Here is a 17,491-nt window from a genome sequence, read left to right as displayed (position 1 = left end):
GGAGAGTGTTCGTGAGCCACCCCTCTTCCGATCCGCTCGATGCCGTCGAGGCGCTCCTGGCCGCTGTCGACGAGGGCCAGGTCCTGCCCGTTCCGGCGGAACGCGTCCGCCTGCGGGAAGCCGCGGGGCTGACCCGGGCCGCTGTCGCTCAGGCGCTCGGTGTCCGGGTGCCGAGTATCGAGGCGTGGGAGGAGGGCCGCGCGGAGCCGAAGGCCGAACGTCTCCAGGCGTACCGGCGCCTCCTCGAGGGCCTCGCCCAGCGCTACCCCGACCCCACCCCCCCTCGGCCCGCAGCATCGGCACCAGTTCCCTCCCTCACTCCGGCATCGCAGTCGCTGGAGCCGGTGACTGGAGCTCCTTCCGCCAGCCAGGCTCTTACTGCGGGGGCGGCTGCTCCCGAAAGCCCCCAGGCCCCCGCAACCGTTGCGGCTGCTCCCGAAAGCCCCCGGGCCCCCGCAGCCGTTGCGGCTGCACCCGAGAGCACCCAGCCCCCCGCAACCGTTGCGGCTGCTTCCGCCCCCGCCATCCGTCCCGCGTCCGCCATCCGTCCCGCCCCCGACACCCGTCCCGCCCCCGACGCCCGTCCCGCCCCCGACATCCGTCCCGCGCGCCCCACCGGGCCGGCGTCCGTGTCGCGGCGTCCGGGCGTGAAGAAGGCGTCCCAGAAGGCCTCCCCGGCCGGTAGCCCTGCGGACGGTGTCGACGTGCGGTTCGCCCAGGGTCCGCTGGCGGTTGTGGACGTCGATGCCGAGGGACAGGTTCTGGCGTACTGCACGGGTGGCCTGGTCCTTGATGTGCCCGCCAGGAGCGTTCCGGCTCTGGTGGACTGGACGCTCGGCGAGGCGAGGCTCGGTCAGCCGAGGCTTTCCGGGCCGGGCAAGGACGCCGACCCGTTGCTCGTGCTCACCCAGGCCGCGCTGGAGCGCTACGGCCTGCCGGCCACGCTCACCGACGAGGAGCGGCTCGCCGGGCGAATCCGCGAGGACCACAAGGTCGTCAAGCAGTTGGTCCGTGCCGACTGGAAGCTGACGAAGCGCGGGCTGGGGCCGTGGGCGCGGATCTACCGCCCCGCCACCGGTTCGGAGCGTGCCTGCGTGCAGTTGTGCATCCCCTCGTGGAACGCGCTGGACACCCGGCACTGGGGCGAGGCGGGGCAGTTGCCGCCGGCGGACCTCGCCCGGGTCCTGGGCGTGTACGCCTCGCGTGTGATGACGCCGCGCGGCTCCACGGCCGTGACCGGCCTGGAGCTGATGACCGCCCTGCACCCGCCGACCCGTGCCTCCGCGCCCGACACGGCCGGCAAGCGGCACTCCGAACACAACCCCGGCTCCCTGGGCCGCGACCCGGTCGACCCGGCGCCGTGCGAGGCCCCGGACGGGCACCCGCTGCTGGCGGGCCTGCCACGCTTCCACGTCCGCGGACCGGAGGAGAAGCTGTTCGAGGAGGCGTACGACTGGGCGCGGCCGATGACGGATGCAGAGTGCACCGTGCGGCACCTGGTCGGCATCGACGTCAACATGGCCTTCGCCGCCGGTGCCAACGGCCTGACCGTCGGCCTTGGCGCGCCCACCCACGTGAACAACCCGGTGTTCGACCCGAAGCTCCCCGGCAGCTGGCTGGTCGACCTGTCCCATGTCGACCTGTCGAAGGTGAAGGCCGGCAAGGAGTGGGTGGAGCTCGACGGCTCGCTGCTGCCCTCGCCGTTCACGCCGAAGGGCGAGACCCCCACCGGACCGGCCTGGTACGCCACCCCGACGGTCGCCTACGCGGTGGAGCTGGGCTACGAAGTGCGTCCGACCGAGGCGTACGTCCGCTACGACAACGGCCGCTACCTGGACGGCTGGTACCAGCGGCTGCGCGACGCCTACCTCGCCACCATGGCCGACCTCGGCGTGGGCGCCGAGCTGTCACCCGAGGACTTCCTCGCCGCGATGGAGGGCTACAAGGACCGCGACCCGCACCTGGGACTCGTCCTCTCCGCGATCAAGGCGACGGTCAAGGGAGGCCTGGGCAAACTGCGCGAGCGCCCGCGCGGGGAGGGCTGGCGGCCCGGCGAGCCGTGGCGCGCCCTCGCGCGGCCGACGTGGCGGCCCGACATCCGCGCGGCGGTGATCTCCCGCACCCGGATCAACCTGCACCGCAAGATCGTCAAGCACGCCTCGTTCACCGGCCAGTACCCGGTCGCGATCCTCTCCGACTGCGTGGTCTACGCCGCGAACGGACCGGGTCCGCTGGACTTCCTGCCCTACCGGGAGGGCAAGCCGCTGCCGGGCGGCTTCAAACTGGGCGTCAACCCGGGCCTGGTGAAGCACGAAGGCACCCAGACCGTGCTGTGGGGCGAGGAGGTCCGCGACCGCTTCGACGCGCCGGAGCTCAACCTCGCCCGGTACATCAAGGACGGCACCGTCACCGAAGCCGACAACGGTGAATAGGGGGAGGAGTAGACGATGACCATCTTCGGGGACGGCCTGGACGCCGCGGTGCACAAGGCGTTCACCCGTCCGGCACCCAAGAGCGCGGGCGCGCAGATGCGTTACCTGGTCAAGAAGCTGGGCGGCACCATGGCGGTCGCCCAGCTGCTGCGGATCTCCCAGCGCACCGTCGAGCGGTACGTGAAAGATCAGATCAAAACCCCCCGCCCGGCCCTCGCCGCACGGCTGGAGCGCGAGGTGAAGGCCCGGTGGCAGCCCCAGATCCGGGCCAAGGCCAAGGCGAAGGCGGCCACCACCGGCGGCATCGTCATCGACACCCGCGCACGCATGGGCTACACCGCCCCCATCGGGTCGACGGACCAGGACCGCATCCGGCACCTGACCGTCGCCCTGCCACCCGTCTACGCCGCCCGCCTCTTCGAGGCCCAGGAGGCCGGCGCCGGCGACGCCCGCCTCCAGCAGATCGCCGCCGAAGCACTCAAAGAGGTCTACTTCCAAGACGGCGGCCGCCGCGCCGGCTCCCTGGAAGAGGTCCGGTTCACCGACATCGAACACCTGGAATTCGACCTCTAACACCAACCGTGCGTCGCCACCAGGCTGGCAGCCCCAGGACTTCCGCCGGAGCGGGCCCGTATCCCAGCCCCCTGTCCTTCCTCCGCATCCCTGCCGCACCCGCCGTCCAACGGAGCACTCCCGCACAGAGAGCCGGGAGGCCCTCGGTAGGGAGGGCGATTTTTCGGAGTACGAGGCAATGCACCGGCCCGGTGTACGACGATGGGACCGACAGAACGCCGTCAGAGGCGCGGCGCCCAGAAGCGATTGCTGGAGGCATGCGTGCGGTTAGAGGTGCACCTGGAGTCGGGCGCGGGGGAACTGCGCTCGTTGCAGAGCTGGCTTCGTTCGGACCCGGACGTGCGCAGAACTGCTATGGCCGACGTGCGGGGGAGTGCTCCTCGGCCGGGAGAAATGGGCACCACGCTCGACATGCTGCAGTTGGTGACAGGAAACGGGTGGAGTGCGGCGTCGTTCGTGCTGGCGCTGGTGGCGTGGCGGCAGACCCGGCCGCAGCGACCGCGGGTGGAGATCCACCGCGGCGACACGGTCATCGTCCTCACCGACTGCTCACCCGAGGAGATCGAACGAGCGACCAGAGCACTGGACGCCGCCGCGGAGGAGGACCGGGACACGTGAGTGTCCTGCCCGACCCGGGAGCCTCACGCGCGGTACTGATCGGTACGAGCCGCTACGACCACCTGGAGCAGCTGCCTGCCGTCTCGAACAACCTGACCGCCCTCGCCGCCCTCTTGAGCGGCCCGCTGTCCCTGCGCATGCCCACACCGCACGTGACCGTCCTCGAGAACCCGTCCGACCCGGCCACCGTGATGGATCCACTGCGCCAGGCAGCGGCAGAGGCCACCGACACGCTGATCGTCTACTACGCCGGCCACGGCCTCATCGACCCCCACGACGCCCTCGCCCTGGCCCTGCCGCACACACAGCCCGGCCGGGTCGAGACCAGCCTCACCTACGACTGGCTGCGCCAGATCCTCCTGGACTCCCGAGCGCAACGGCACATCGTCCTGCTCGACTGCTGCTACAGCGGCCTCGCCCTCGGCCGGATGAGCGCATCCCAGGGGCTCGCCGACCAGGCCGCAGTAGAAGGTACCTTCCTCCTCGCCGCCTCCGCCGAGACACGCACTGCCCTGGCTCCGGTCGGCGACGCCCACACGGCGTTCACTGGAGCCCTACTGGAAACGCTGCGCCACGGCATCCCCGGCGGGCCACCCCTGCTCGACCTGGAGACCATCTACCGGCATCTGCGCCTGACCCTGGAAGCCAGGGCGCATCCCGTTCCCCAGGCCAGGAACCGCAACACCGGAGCCCGAGTGGCGCTGGGACGCAACCATGCAGACCTTCCCGCCACACCCGTCACCGCCGAAGCCGGCGTAGAACCGGAGCACCGACTGTGGCCCGACCCGACCTCGATCCGCACGGTCACCGGCTTCCTGACGAATCTCGCGGCGGTCCGGGAGGTCAGCGGGCTGACCCAGCAGGAGGTCAGCCGCCGCTCCGCCGGGCGCATCTCCACGGGCACCATCAGCAAACTGACCACCCGCGACACACTTCCCGCCACCTGGAACACCACGGCCGTCTACCTGGCCGCATGCGGTGTCCCCGACGACCAGATCCAGCAATGGCACGAAACCTGGCAGGAGCTGCGCCACAACGCCACCGAGGCACGAGAGACCCGCGTCGCCACGCCCCGGGGTGGCACCGCAGAGCACGGGAGGGCACGGCGGAGGTTCTCCGCGCTATGGCGTGGCCGCGGTCACCGGCCGGGATCAGCCGGGGCGGAAGCCCCGGAGGGACGGGGCTGAGGGCTCTTACCCGCGTCGCCCGAGTCGCTTCCGAACAGCGTGTTCCACCCCGCGATCGCCAGAACACCGGCTACCAGGATGACGCCGGTGGACGGCTTCTTCCACCGGCCGGCAGAAGCCGACGACGGCTGCACGTAGTGCCGTGCCCGGTAGTACCCCTTGCGTTGCTGCGCCACAGTTCGACATCCCCCATCGCGGCAGACGGACAGTCCCACCAGTGTTCTGGTGACGTTCCCTCTCCGCCGCTGAACAACTAAGCATGTCTGAATCCCGGCGCTCGGCGGGCGGACCATCGCCGTTCGCCGTGCCACGGTGACAGGCCCCAACCTCCACCGTTGTTCTCAAGGACGACGAAGGCACCGCCGCCGGCAATCAAGGCTTCGCGAGCGGGTCCGCATGCCGGGGTCTGTGGGCTAAGCATGGCCATGAGTTCGTCGCGAGACGCTCTGTCCCAGTGAGAGGAAGGACACCGAGCGGCTGTGGGCGACAAGTACCGTGCCTCCCTGCTGACAGCCAGGGTGCTTCGCTCCGGCTGCTTGCGCGGCCGTTCGCTGCCGTCAGTGACGACTACCGGGCCTTGGCGCACCCGGCCAGAGGCTAGCGACCCACGGTGCTCCAGTCAGCCGGGGCCGGCGGCACGGTACGACCCGCGAGGTGCTCGCGGAGGCGCCTGGTCAGTTCCGGCAGGTCATAGGCGGGAAAGCTGACCTGCAGAAGGCGCAGGCCGAAGTTCGACGGTTGGTGCTCCTGAAACATCGCCCCGTCCATCGGCTTGATCTTCACGTCCCAGGCGTCGGGGGCGGCCCAGTGGGTCATCCGCACGTAGAAGGCATCCCGCGGTCCGGCATTTGCTACGGCAGAGAGGAAGGCGAGTCCGTCGTCGACCGGGAAGTCGATGAGCATCCAGCCACGGCGGGACTCCACCCACTCCCTCATGTGCGGCAGTTTCGCCGGCCAATCCGCGTTGCTCTCGGCCAGGTCCTGGCAACAGGTGAACGTATCGATGCCACACTCCCAGATCGCCTGGATGGCTGGAGCGAGCTGCTCGTCGATCTGGGCGTGGAGGTTGCCCACCCGGACGAGAACGGTGGGATGCGTTCCTTCGTAAGACGTCATCGCAGGAGCATAGAGGCGGAGGACGACATCACCGCTGGGGGGAGCCCCCGAACCCACACCGCGGGCAACGGCAGCCTCGACGACACTGACAACGTCAAGTGCCTGTTCTGCAGCGCGCCCCTGGAAGTGGTCGAGGCGGCTTACGCCTTCGCTGCCCCGACGGTGGGCGGCGCGTTTACCCTGCATCAGCCAGGTCTGGCGCAAACAGCGCACGATACTCCCGGGGAGCGCTGCCCAGCGCAGCCGTGCGATCACTGCGCACCCCTACGTCGCGTTACGCGGGGCCGTCCAGGCGGTGGGCTTGGGCGGTGAGGTGGCGGCGTTCGGGGGTGCTGGTGGTGCGGCGGGCGGCTTCGCGGTAGGAGGCCGCTGCGGCCGCGTGGTCGCCGACGAGTTCGAGGAGGTGAGCGCGGGTGGCGTGCAGGCGGTGGTGGCGGGCCATGCGCTTGTCGGTCTCCAGTGCTGCGATGAGGTCGAGTCCTGCGGCGGGGCCGTGGACCATGGCGACGGCGACCGCTCGGTTGAGGGTGACCATCGGGTTCGGTTCGAACTGTTCCAGGAGTTCGTACAGGGCGAGGATCTGGGGCCAGTCGGTGGTGTCGGTGTCCTCGGCCTCGTCGTGTACGGCCGCGATGGCGGCCTGTAGTTGGTACGGGCCGACTCGGCCGCGTGGCAGGGTCCGGCTGATCAGGTCGACTCCCTCGGCGATGGCACGGCGGTCCCAGCGGGCGCGGTTCTGTTGAGCCAGCGGCACCACCTCACCGGAAGGGCCGGTGCGGGCGGGGCGGCGCGCGTCGGTGAGCAGCATCAGCGCGAGGAGGCCCGCGGTCTCGGTGTCGTCGGGCACCAGGCGGTGCAGCATCCGGGTGAGCCGGATCGCCTCGGTGGACAGCTCCGGCGCGGTCAGGCCGATGGCGTCAGTTCCGCCGCTCGTGGTGTACCCCTCGTTGAAGACCAGGTAGAGCACGTGCCGCACCTCGGCCAGCCGCCCGGTGAGGTCGCCGCCCTCAGGCATGCCCAGGGGGATGGCGGACGACTTGACGGTCTGTTTGGCCCGGCTGACTCGCTGAGCCATGGTCGACTCGGGCACCAGGAATGCGGCCGCGATCTGCGCGGTGCTCAGGCCGCCGACAGCGCGCAGAGTCAGTGCGATCCGGCCAGCCGGCGACAGCGCGGGATGACAACACAGGAAGAGCAAGGCCAGCGAGTCGTCCCGGTCCGCGTCAGGCACGGTGTCCGCGGCGTGGCCGAGGAGCTCGGCCTGCGGAGTGGCCAGGGCGAGGCCGTCCTCGCGGCGCCGGCGGGCACTGTCGCTCCGGATCTCGTCGACCAGCCTGCGAGAAGCGACCGTGACCAGCCAGCTCCGGGGATTGTCCGGGACGCCGGCCTCCGGCCATTGCAGGGCCGCGGCCAGCAGGGCTTCCTGGACGGCGTCCTCGCACGCGTCGAAGACGCCGTAGCGGCGTACGAGCGCGCCGAGGACCTGCGGCGCCAGCTCGCGCAACAGGTCCTCGGCGACGTGACGCACGGCGGTCACACGTCCGCCGCGGACTCGTGCATGACCGGCCACAGCTCGACCGGCTCCACATCGGCGAACGGCATGTCCGCGGCGATCTGCTGCGCGCGCTCCAGGCTGTCGCAGTCGAGCATGTAGAAGCTGGCGATGTACTCCTTCGTCTCCAGGTACGGGCCGTCGGTGACCGCCGGGAGACCGTCCTCACGGCGCACGAGCCGGGCCTCGGCCGCATCCGCCAGGCCGTAGGCGCCGAGGAGTTCACCGCTCTCGCGGTACTTCTTGTTGAACGCCTCCTGCTTGGCGATCGCCTCCGGCCAGGCCTCGGCGGGGAAGGAGTCCCACTTGGCCTGGTTGCCGTAGATCATCGCGACGTACTTCATTTCGGGTGTCCTCCCCATGTCGCACGCCCCGTTGGCGTGCTGTCACCCATCAGTCGGAGCGGGGAACGGCTCCTCGACATCCGACGACAACTTTCCTCGAATCTTTTTTCGCGCTGCCATCGAGCGGCCGCCACACCGAAGTGACGCAAGTGATCAACCTACACCCCGGCCCCACGCGGGGAGCCGACGTCCTGGTGAGACAGGCGCGATTGCGGCCGCCTGGCCGCCGTCGTTCTTCGGCCGGCTCGAGCGCTTCCGGGGCGGTTTACGTCCCCGCTCTCAGTGCCCAGTCTCGAGAGCGGCCTTGAGGAAGGCACCGCCTTGGCGGATGGCGGTCTTGGTGGGCGGACTGTCGCGTAGAGCGTTCAGAGACGCGAAGTCGTGGACCGTTCCGAGGTAGCGGACGGCCGTCACGGCCACACCTGCTTGCTGTAGCTGACGCGCGTACTGTTCCCCCTCGTCCCGAACGACGTCGGCCTCGGCCGTGACGACCAGTGCGGGGGGCAGGCCCGCGAGTTCGGCGGTTGTCGCCCTCAGCGGGGAGGCCGTGGCTTCGGCGAGTTCTCGATCGTCGTCCGTGTACTGCTGCCAGTACCACTTCAGGGCCTTGGTGGTGAGGAGGTAGCCGGACCCGAAGTGTTTCCGCGACGCGGTGTCGCAATGTGGGGAGGTCATCGGGTAGTAGAGCAGTTGTGCGCGCATGCGAGGGCCGCCGCGTTGCTTGGCCATGATGGTGAGCGCTGTGGCCATGGTGGCGCCCGCGCAGTCGCCGGCCACCGCCAGCCTCCGACTGTCCAGTGCGAGGTCCGGGGCGTTGTCGGTCAGCCAGGTCAGTACGGCGTACAACTCTTCGAGCGCTATGGGGTAACGGGCCTCGGGAGTGCGCGTGTACTCGGGAACCACGAACACGGCTTCGCTGGCGGTCACGAGTTCACAGATCATCCGGGTGTGGGTCTGCGCGTCACCGAGCATCCACCTGCCCCCGTGGACGTAAAGGACCACGGGGAGCGGGCCGCTGCGCGCTGCGGGGCGGAAGGTCCAGAAGCCGACCAGTCCGGAGGGGCCCACAGGCGCCGCCCAGAACTCGGCGTCCACCGCGAAGTCGTCGAACAGGTGCCCCTGGGCTTCCAGAAGTGCCTCCCGGCCGTCGAGCGGGCCGAGCTGATGCAGGTATGGCGGGTCCGCCGACGCGTCGACCAAGCGTTGAACGACGGGGTCGAGGACCACGGCGGGGCGATCGGAACCGCATCCGCCGGTGACGGGCTCGTACTCCACACGCCTCACCTCTGATTCCTCGTGGCGATCGGAACTTCGTCCGTCGGCCGGCTTGCGTCGTTCACAGGACACCGACGACATCGCGGAGTTGGTGGCGGCTGCTGACGCCGAGCTTCGGATACACCTGGTAGAGATGCGAACCGATCGTGCGGGGCGACAACTTGAGCTTTTCCCCGATCTCCTTGTTGCCCAGGCCCTGCGCCGCCAGCCGTACGATCTGCTGCTGCTGTGCGGTCAGTTCCGACAGCGGATCGGGCCGGTCGGACGGCGCGGCGACGCCGCTCGCCCGAAGCTCGGCCCGCGCCTCGTCGGCCAGGGCGGTGGCACCGAGCCGGGAGAAAGCCTCCATCGCCGAGGCCAGGAGCGGGCGGGCCTCCAGCGGGCGCCGTCGTCTGCGCAGCCACTGGGCGTAGTGAAGCCGGGCCTGCGCACGGGCGAGCGGCCACTGGTCACCGGCCGGGTTGACCAGGGCCAGGCGGAAGTGGTGCTCTGCCTGCGTCGGGTCGCCGACCAGCGCGGAGGCGTGGTGCAGGAGCAGCGTCATTCGGGTCGTCGGATGCGGTCCCAGCGCTTCGCGTGCCGCCGCGACGACAGGCTCGACCTCCTCCTGGTGTCCGGTCCGCTGCGCGACGGCGGCGAGGTCGGCGATGGAGCCGTGGGAGAGGAAGTAGTGCAGGGGGGTGCCGTCCTGATGGAACAGCTGCCGGAAGTGGCGCAGTGCCCCGTCGTAGTCGCCCGCAGCTGCCGCGGCGGTGCCTGCCGCGCGCAGCAGCCGTGCGTGGGTTGCAGTGTTCTCCTCCAGGTTGACAGCTGTCCAGGCGGGGTCCGTCAGGATCCCGGCATCGGTGGACCGGCCGCGCAGGGCTTGCAGCGTCACTCGCAGGGCCTCGATGTCGACTTCGATGTGCTTCAACTTCTGGACGGCCGCCAGTGTTGCCGCCTCGTCCAGCAGTTCGTCGGCCTCTGCCCACCGCCCGACGTCGATCAGGGCCGAGCCCATGGCCGACATGGCGATTGCGCCCGTTCCGATGGCTCCGTAGGAGCGGAGCATGGCGAACGCCCGCCGGAAGGTGTCCACGCACAGGTCGGACTCGTCGGCCCACCAGGCAACCGCGCCCAACGTCTGCAATCGGATCAGCTCTGCGATGCCGGTCAGCGGCTCCAGCAAGCTCGGCCGCCGGGTTCGGCTCAACAGGGCAGGGGCGTTCCTGATCGGATCCGCTTCGCAGAGGATGACCGCCCGCAACGCGTTGACGGCCTCGTCCGCAACCAGCTCGGAGTATGTCGTACTGACGGCGCTGGTCTCGATTGCTTCGAGGAGGGGAACCAGCGGGCGCCTGACCTCGGACAGGCCCGACTGGAAGGCGACCGCACCGATCACGGCGGTCACAGCGAGTGTTGTCCTGGCGTCCTGTGGCAGGTCGGGTTCCAGGGCGCCCATCAGCAGCTGGAACGCTTCCCGCTGATGGCCGGACATGGAAAGGGCCAGACCGGCTCCGTTCGCCGCGACGCCGAGCAGGTCGCGGTCATTCGTCAGTGCGGTGATCTTGGCGTAAAGCTCGCGTACCCAGAATGTGTCGCCCGCGTTGTTGGCGGCTCTCAGTGCTTTGGCGTATCGGCGTGCCCGATCCTCCAGAGCGGGACTGCACTCCGCGGATCGTTCCAGGGCCCGTGCGGCCGCGTGGAATCCGCCACGCTGCTCGACGAGTTCTGCGGTGTCCTCCAGGGTCGCCGCCACGGATTCATCCTGGCCGATGCAGGCCGCGGCCAAGTGCCAGGCCTGGCGCGCCGGATCGTCCTGATGCACGGCCGCGAGGTCGATATGCGCTCGCTGGCGCAGATGCGCCGGGGCGCCCTGGTAGGCCCCCGCGCGCACGAGCGGGTGCCGGAAACCCACCTGGCGGCCCGCGATCGTGATCAGCCCAGCGTCCTCCGCCGACGCCCATACCGACAGGTCCGTGCCCACTCCCGCTGCGGACATGATGGTTTGCAGGTCCTCTTGGTCCGAGGAAGCCGCTGCGTAGAGCACCATCCGTTGGGTGATGGCCGGCAGCGCGCGCAACTGGGCGGAGAACATCTCCTGGATCCGCTGGGTCTGGGGGAGTGCGCCGTCGGCCTGCCCAAGAGGGCTGCCCGATCGCACGGAACGGCACAGTTCGATGATGGCCAGAGGATTGCCGGCAGCCTGGTCCAGAACCTCACTCCGGGCCCTGCCGGTAGGAGATTCGGGTTGCGCGTCCAGCAGGCGGGCCGCCGCTTGGACCGTCAGTGGCCCCAGCGACAGGACCGGCAGGTGTGCGACAGCAGGGTCCGGAGGCGTCAGCCCCCTGGCTGCAAGGAGCACCGTCACCGGCTCGGCCGCGAACCGGCGCAGCACGAACCCAAGGACGTCGAGGGAGTCTCGGTCGAAGAGCTGGACGTCATCGCCGAGCACCACGACAGGTCGATGACGCGAGGCCTCGACCAGCAGGGTGAGGACGGCCACGCGCAGCAGCATCGGATCGACGGGTCTGGTGATCGGGACGAGGCCGAACGAGGTCTCCAGAACCTCCCGCAGATGGCAGGGGAGATCAGCGGCGCGGGGAATGAGCGGAAGCAGCAACTGGTGCAGGGCTGCGAACGACTGCTCCGACTCCCCGTCAAAGCCCTGGGATCTCAGCAGGTACGCTCCGGTCACCCGCGCGTGCTCGGCGGCGACCTCCAGCAGCGAGGTCTTGCCGCTACCCGCCTCGCCGGTGATGAGGAGCGCTTGCGGGGCGCTTCGACCGAGCTCGATCGCGTCCAGGATCCGGCCGACCTCTGCTTCCCGGCCCGCCAGCCCAGTGCCGGGCCCCGGTCGGCCCATCGTGCTGCGCCTAGTGCCCATGCTGTGCCCCAGCGGAAAGCAGTCGGGGAAAGGGCATGTGGGCAGGACCGGTCAGCTCGTTCATGGTGTGGATTCCTCGTTCCGTCAGCGTCCGGAATGCGTTGCGCTCCCGGCCCTGCCAGGCAGAAGATAAAGCATACTATTGACACATTCGGCGCAGCGAATGGCGACCCTTTCTGTCGAGACCCGCGTAGACGGCAACAGGAAAGGCCCGAACGGGGCAGGTCGGACGCTCGATCGCTGTTTGAAACTCCGGGGGCCCTGGCCACCCCGGCATCAACCCGGCCGCGCGCCGAACCGGACCAAGCCGGCAGTTCGATGCTCTGCCGGAGCCTGGGGCTGGGGCTGGGGCTGGGGCTGGCGGGTGGTGAAGCGGGCGGCGTACGACTTCGTGTCGCGGTCGTCCTCGCGCGAGGGCCCGCAGACACGGGTGGCATCGAGAAAGGGCGGCGCCTCCCTGCGAAGGCTGCTCGCCTGGGTGCAGCGCGACCGCCGCGGGGCATTGACGTACGGACCAGTCGACCGACTGATGCGCCTGCCCCGGGTCGCCCGGCAGGCTGGGGCACAGACAGATCCGATCTGCAGCCCGGCCCCCGACCAGCGGGAATCACCCCGGCAGCGGAGGCAGCGAGTCCCGTACGGATCTTCAGCCGAGCGTCCACGACGTCCAAGGAGTATGCCCGTGCCCGTTGTTCTCTCCACCGAGCCGCTGTCAGCTGCTGACCGGGCGGAGCGGTGGCATGAAGCGGTTTCCGGCACCTTTATGCCGATGGATGTGAATCTGCTGGAGAGGGAGCCGTCGCCAGGAACGATCGTCAGCAGCCGGCTCGGCCCCCTGCACATCTCCCGTGTTCAGGCAGGACCACAGGTAGTGAAGCGCAACAAGCGCCACATCTCACGAGACGACCGCAAGTCACTCATCGTCAGCCTCCAGCAGCAGGGCACCGCGACAAAGGAGCAGGACGGGCGGGAAACCGTGATAGGGCCGGGACAATTCTCCATCAGTGACTCGTCCCGCCTGTTCAGGATCAAACTCGAAGGAGAATTCGCTTTCACCTCGTTCCATTTCCCGCGCGAAGAACTTCACGTGCGGGACGAGGATCTGCAGGCATTGACCGCCACCACCTTCACCAGCGAGCAGGGCAGCGCCGCGCTCGTGGCGACCTTTCTTGCGCGCATGGCCCGCGAAGCTGAGGGGTTCGACGATGGTGTCGGCCGCCGGGTCGCCGCCACCGCGCTCGATCTGATGGCGCTGCTCATCGACGAGCGCCGCGGACGCTCTACTTCCGCGGGCCCGCATGTCGCCGCCGCCTCTCTTGAGCGCGTGAAGGACCACATCATGCGCAACCTCGGTGATCCGGACCTGTCGCCGTCCAGGATCGCCGAAGCGCACTTCATATCGGTCCGCTACCTGCACAAGCTGTTTCAGCTGGAAGGCACGACCGTGGGCGGCTGGATCCGGACGCAGCGCCTGGAACGCTGCCGCCGGGAACTCCTCCGGCCCATGGCCAGGGAGGTGGGGGTGGGGGCAATCGCCCAGCGCTGGGGTTTTGTGAGTCCCAGTCATTTCAGCCGGGTCTTTCGCGCGGCCTACGGTACGACGCCCCGTGAATGGCAACTCCAGGGTCGTCCCGGAGCACACTGCGGCGACACCGACGGTGCACCGACGGGAAAGTGACCGACGCCGGCAGCCCATAGCGTGGTGATCAGGAAAGCATTCCCACCCCACAAGGAGCTGCAGATGTCTGATGCGACGACTCCTGTCGAGCCCGTCCTCGAACCCGAGGCCCTGGCGTTCGCCCAGGCGACGGCGAACCCGCCGTACCTGTTCGACCTGGACCCGGTCGAGGGCCGCAAGGTCGTGGATGAGGTCCAGTCGGGTGAGGTCGAACTGCCGCTGATCGACGAGGAATGGATCACCGTAACGGGTGGCCCCACCGGCAGTGTCCGGGCGAGGATTGTGCGGCCGGCCGGATCCACCGGCACGCTGCCGGTGGTCCTCTACATCCACGGCGCCGGATGGGTCTTCGGTAACGCCCACACCCACGACCGCCTGGTCCGCGAACTGGCCGTCGGGGCCCACGCCGCGGTGGTCTTCCCCGAGTACGACCTATCGCCCGAGGTCCGCTACCCGGTGGCCATCGAGCAGAACTACGCCGTCGCCCGGTGGATCGCTGCCCAGGGGGCCGACAAGGACCTGGACGGCGGGCGACTGGCCGTGGTCGGCGACTCCGTCGGCGGCAACATGAGCGCGGCGCTGACCCTGATGGCCAAGGAGCGCGGCGACGTGGTTCTGCTCCAGCAGGTCCTGTTCTACCCGGTCACCGACGCGAGCTTCGACACCGACTCGTACCACCAGTTCGCCACCGGCTATTTCCTGCGCCGCGACGGCATGCAGTGGTTCTGGGACCAGTACACCCCCAGCGAGGAGGACCGCGCGCAGATCACCGCCTCCCCGCTGCGGGCCACCACCGACCAGCTCATCGGCCTGCCCCCGGCCCTGATCATCACCGGAGAGGCCGACGTCCTGCGCGACGAGGGCGAGGCGTATGCCGCCAACCTCCGCACCGCAGGCGTAGCCGTGACCGCCGTCCGCGTCCAGGGCGTCATCCACGACTTCGTGATGCTCAATGCCCTACGCCCCACCCTCGGCGCCGAGACCGCCATCACTCTGGCCACCGACACCCTCCACACCGCACTCCACCCGTCCTGACCCGCTGCGAGAGGCACAGGGCACGCCGGTACGGGTCGCCTGCTGCTGCGTGTCTGCGTACTCGTTGCAGTGCTCAGCCAGAAACGGGTGAACGTGCTCAGCTTGGTAGTCGTCAGAGTGCCGGTCGTGTGGTGGGAAATCTCAGGGCGGTGGCTCCTTGCAACTCGCGCAGACGTCCTCGCAGAGAGCCTCTGCTTCCCGCACCCGCGGGGATGGTCCCGACGTGTGCCACTTCTGCGGGCGCGCTCAGTAGCTGTTTCCGAACCCTGATGTCACGGAGATGGTCCTCCGCCGGGGCTCACATCCGTTCCGCGTCGCCCGCGGGGCCGGACGTTACCCTTCTGGCTTCCTGCTCCCCACACCCCCGGGGGTTGGTCCCGAAGCGATCAACTGTGGGAAGGCTCGATCGCCTGCCCCCGGCACCCACCGGGAAGGTCCCGTGGCGGGAGACTCCGGGCTTCCTTCCGGCCCTGCTCCCTGCACTCACGAGGGTGGTCCTCGACGTACGATCTTTGCTCTGGATGCCAGGCCGCCAGCAGCATCTGCGCGGGCGCCTGGGCGGCGGCCGACTTGATGCTCTCTCGCTCTGGTTCAATCGGGGCCGACGCTAGCCCTCAAGGCCGCTGGGCCCAGGCCGCTCGGCGACGGCTCCTGACCACTGCGGGACCGAGGCTGACGGAGCCGTGTTTCCAGCCGGGCGTTACCTTGGGGGAATCCGCCCGGTGAGCCTTTCCCAGTCTCGGGAGGCCTCTGCCAGCCGGGCTTCCATTTTCTCCCCCCGTTGGTCGCTGCCGTTACGCTGGCGAAGCTTCCGCAGACGCTCTTGAGCGGCGTCCAGTTCGCTCGTGTCGGCCTGAGCCTCCTCCCACTTGCTCTGCGCCTCCTTCAGCTGACCCGGGAGACGGGAACGGAAGATGTTCTCCTGCGCGACGGTGTTCTCGATCGTCACGGCGAAGTCGCGCACCTGGTCCTCATCGAAAAGCTGCTCGTCGCTCCCCGGGGAGGACGGAACGTGCGGGTACTTGGCACGATGCACGTGCCCGTCAGCGTCGGTGCAGTAGACGGAGTAGTTTCTCTGCCCGGGCTCGAAGCGGACCTTCATGCCGGCCAAGGCGATGGAGCGCGTCCTCGAGGGGGACTGCACGACGAGAACGTGCTGAAACAGAACCAGCTCGCCGAGTGCCTGGACCCGCTCTCCGCGGCCAGGGCTGTTCAGCGACGCCATGCGCTGATCCAGTCGGCGCAGACGCTCGTCCCGAGCCTTCTCGACTGCATCGGCATCCTGACGTGCCTTCGCCTCGGCCTGATCCTTCGAGCGTTTCCAGGCGCGGACTGCACCGCGAGCATCCGCCAACAGCTTCCGAGCGCCTGAATGCCTCGGGCTGAAGGCGTGCTCCCACCTACCCGGATAGCGATACCGCTGCCATGCCACCCCTACCAGCACACCAGCACAAATGATCAACCCGAGAACCATGACGCGCTGCGTCCCCCTTCTACGCACTCGTAGCCTTGTTTTTACCGGGATCACCGCCTGCTACGGCCGAGTTATGCCAATGCGTTGGCAACTGTGCGACGTGGTGTGTGAACTCGAGCCCGATCTGCAGGTCATCGGGTCGAACTTGGCTATACCGCTGACGTCCACCCCAACCACGCCGACCACGCGGACCATGACCGGACCGGCGGCCTGCGAGGCCGGGGAACTGTTCTTGAGCTGGACGGGCGCCGGGCGCTGGGCGGTGGTACCGGGGTTACAGGCCGCCGAGTCCTGGTGGATCGAGGTTCATGATGCGCGGAGGTTCTTCGTTCCGGCCGGCATGTTCGGTCGGGGGAGGGGGTTGCGGGCTGGGCAGGGGCTTGGCGAACGGGTGCCAGGGGGGAATGGCGGTCAGGCCTCCCAACGCGACGGCCAGGAGCGCTTGGGCTTGCTTGGAGTCAGGTGTCTGTGTGCGGGCGGCGCGTGCTGCGGCCTTTCCCTCCTCGGTGACGGTCGTGGCTTGCGGGCGGACGGCGGACCTGCTCAGTACGGGCAGGATCGAGAGGGCGGCGACGTAGAGGGCGAGAAGCAGCCAGGCTCCGGACAGCAGTGCCGTCCCTGCTCCTGCGGTCAGGGACCAGGCCAGCAGGTGGAATCTGATGCGGTAGGCCCTTGCGCGTGCGCTTTTCCAGGCGGAGACCTGTTGCGAGTCGGCGGAGACGCCCCGGGGCAGGCCCCGTTCGCGCAGCAGGCCGTCCGCGACGAGGTGCTGGTGCAGTGCCTGCCACGGCGGGAGGGACAGGTCGTAGGGGCCGAGGGACAGGGAGAGCCATCCGCGTTTCCTGGCCAGCAGGTCGAGGAGCGCAGCTTCCACCTCGTCACGGGGATCGGGGTCGTCCACCCTGAAGCGGAACCCGTCGAATTCCCTGCCCAAGAGCGTCAGCCGGTGTTCGGCGTGCATCCGTACCACGGCTACCCCAAGGATGTTGCCGGGGCCGAAACGGTTCTCGATGAAGGCCAGTTCGTACAAGGACAGCCCCTGTGTCGACGTCCGGCCCAGCCCCGCGCTCTCGGCCAAGGCACGCCACTCACGTTCCTCGGCCAACCAGAAACAGACCATCACCGTCGCCGACACCACCACCACATAAATCCCGGCCACCATGCTGACCCACGCATCGACCACGCCCACCACGGAAGCCCCGCCTCACTCCCCGTACCAAGCCCTGGCCCCGGGGAAGAGTTGCCCACCTACGGCGTCCCTCACGCGCGACATACCCGAACCCCTGGCGTGCAGACAGACTGCTACGGCGCGCCAAAGGTCGTGGCGTCGCTGTCCAAGGT

13 protein-coding genes are annotated in these 17,491 nt (G+C 69.1%); 6 read left to right on the top strand and 7 right to left on the bottom strand.

The annotated features are described in order from the left end of the window. Positions 1–83: 83 nt before the first annotated feature. The 4 genes from tap to ACIRQF_RS07695 all read left to right on the top strand — a co-directional run bounded on the left by tap (position 84) and on the right by ACIRQF_RS07695 (position 4,810). Complete coding sequence (gene tap, locus ACIRQF_RS07710; protein WP_404091722.1) at positions 84–2,432, top strand: telomere-associated protein Tap; 2,349 nt, start codon at positions 84–86, stop codon at positions 2,430–2,432. A 15-nt stretch (positions 2,433–2,447) separates the two neighbouring features. Then, complete coding sequence (gene tpg, locus ACIRQF_RS07705; RefSeq protein ID WP_376634688.1) at positions 2,448–3,005, top strand: telomere-protecting terminal protein Tpg; 558 nt, start codon at positions 2,448–2,450, stop codon at positions 3,003–3,005. A 201-nt stretch (positions 3,006–3,206) separates the two neighbouring features. Next, complete coding sequence (locus ACIRQF_RS07700) at positions 3,207–3,623, top strand: hypothetical protein (RefSeq protein ID WP_389752153.1); 417 nt, start codon at positions 3,207–3,209, stop codon at positions 3,621–3,623. After that, positions 3,620–4,810 (top strand): caspase domain-containing protein, encoded by a 1,191-nt coding sequence (locus ACIRQF_RS07695; RefSeq protein WP_404089811.1) that lies wholly within the window; start codon positions 3,620–3,622, stop codon positions 4,808–4,810. Before ACIRQF_RS07700 ends, ACIRQF_RS07695 begins: the two co-directional genes overlap by 4 nt. Before the next feature lie 597 nt (positions 4,811–5,407). Here ACIRQF_RS07695 and ACIRQF_RS07690 read toward each other — a convergent pair. The 5 genes from ACIRQF_RS07690 to ACIRQF_RS07670 all read right to left on the bottom strand — a co-directional run bounded on the left by ACIRQF_RS07690 (position 5,408) and on the right by ACIRQF_RS07670 (position 11,942). Further along, positions 5,408–6,130, bottom strand: coding sequence for a hypothetical protein (locus ACIRQF_RS07690; RefSeq protein WP_404089809.1), 723 nt, complete (start codon positions 6,128–6,130; stop codon positions 5,408–5,410). A 70-nt stretch (positions 6,131–6,200) separates the two neighbouring features. Next, positions 6,201–7,463: an RNA polymerase sigma factor gene (locus ACIRQF_RS07685; RefSeq protein ID WP_404089807.1), complete on the bottom strand. Its 1,263-nt coding sequence runs from the start codon at positions 7,461–7,463 to the stop codon at positions 6,201–6,203. Then, on the bottom strand, positions 7,460–7,822 hold the full coding sequence (locus ACIRQF_RS07680) for a YciI family protein (protein ID WP_382481203.1): 363 nt from the start codon (positions 7,820–7,822) through the stop codon (positions 7,460–7,462). Before ACIRQF_RS07680 ends, ACIRQF_RS07685 begins: the two co-directional genes overlap by 4 nt. Before the next feature lie 279 nt (positions 7,823–8,101). After that, positions 8,102–9,097: an alpha/beta hydrolase gene (locus tag ACIRQF_RS07675; protein WP_404089804.1), complete on the bottom strand. Its 996-nt coding sequence runs from the start codon at positions 9,095–9,097 to the stop codon at positions 8,102–8,104. A 61-nt stretch (positions 9,098–9,158) separates the two neighbouring features. Further along, positions 9,159–11,942: an AAA family ATPase gene (locus ACIRQF_RS07670; protein WP_404089802.1), complete on the bottom strand. Its 2,784-nt coding sequence runs from the start codon at positions 11,940–11,942 to the stop codon at positions 9,159–9,161. Between the two features lie 703 nt (positions 11,943–12,645). Between ACIRQF_RS07670 and ACIRQF_RS07665 the strand changes: the two genes are divergently transcribed. Together ACIRQF_RS07665 and ACIRQF_RS07660 are read left to right on the top strand one after the other, a co-directional pair. After that, a complete protein-coding gene (locus ACIRQF_RS07665; RefSeq protein ID WP_404089800.1) occupies positions 12,646–13,641 on the top strand; it encodes a helix-turn-helix domain-containing protein in 996 nt (331 codons plus the stop codon). A gap of 63 nt (positions 13,642–13,704) precedes the next feature. Continuing rightward, entirely contained in the window at positions 13,705–14,676 is a 972-nt protein-coding gene (locus ACIRQF_RS07660) for an alpha/beta hydrolase (RefSeq protein ID WP_404089798.1), read from the top strand. 700 nt (positions 14,677–15,376) lie between these two features. Here ACIRQF_RS07660 and ACIRQF_RS07655 read toward each other — a convergent pair. Beyond that, the gene (locus tag ACIRQF_RS07655; protein WP_404089796.1) at positions 15,377–16,150 is read right to left on the bottom strand and encodes a hypothetical protein; all 774 of its coding nucleotides are present in this window, start codon (positions 16,148–16,150) and stop codon (positions 15,377–15,379) included. Between the two features lie 274 nt (positions 16,151–16,424). Further along, positions 16,425–17,342, bottom strand: coding sequence for a hypothetical protein (locus ACIRQF_RS07650; RefSeq protein WP_404089794.1), 918 nt, complete (start codon positions 17,340–17,342; stop codon positions 16,425–16,427). Positions 17,343–17,491 lie beyond the last annotated feature (149 nt).

Source organism: Streptomyces sp. NPDC101191, from assembly GCF_044767915.1.
Lineage (GTDB): Bacteria > Actinomycetota > Actinomycetes > Streptomycetales > Streptomycetaceae > Streptomyces.
The sequence above is the reverse complement of the archived record's forward strand: the minus strand, read 5'-3'. Positions and strand labels throughout refer to the sequence as shown.

What these genes read in the sequence shown, in the direction of transcription:
- tpg (WP_376634688.1), top strand. Translation starts at nt 2,448, where the DNA reads ATGACCATCTTCGGGGACGGCCTGGACGCCGCGGTGCACAAGGCGTTC.
- ACIRQF_RS07700 (WP_389752153.1), top strand. Translation starts at nt 3,207, where the DNA reads ATGGGACCGACAGAACGCCGTCAGAGGCGCGGCGCCCAGAAGCGATTG.
- ACIRQF_RS07680 (WP_382481203.1), bottom strand. Translation starts at nt 7,822, where the DNA reads ATGAAGTACGTCGCGATGATCTACGGCAACCAGGCCAAGTGGGACTCC.
- ACIRQF_RS07670 (WP_404089802.1), bottom strand. Translation starts at nt 11,942, where the DNA reads ATGGGCCGACCGGGGCCCGGCACTGGGCTGGCGGGCCGGGAAGCAGAG.
- ACIRQF_RS07660 (WP_404089798.1), top strand. Translation starts at nt 13,705, where the DNA reads ATGTCTGATGCGACGACTCCTGTCGAGCCCGTCCTCGAACCCGAGGCC.
- ACIRQF_RS07655 (WP_404089796.1), bottom strand. Translation starts at nt 16,150, where the DNA reads ATGGTTCTCGGGTTGATCATTTGTGCTGGTGTGCTGGTAGGGGTGGCA.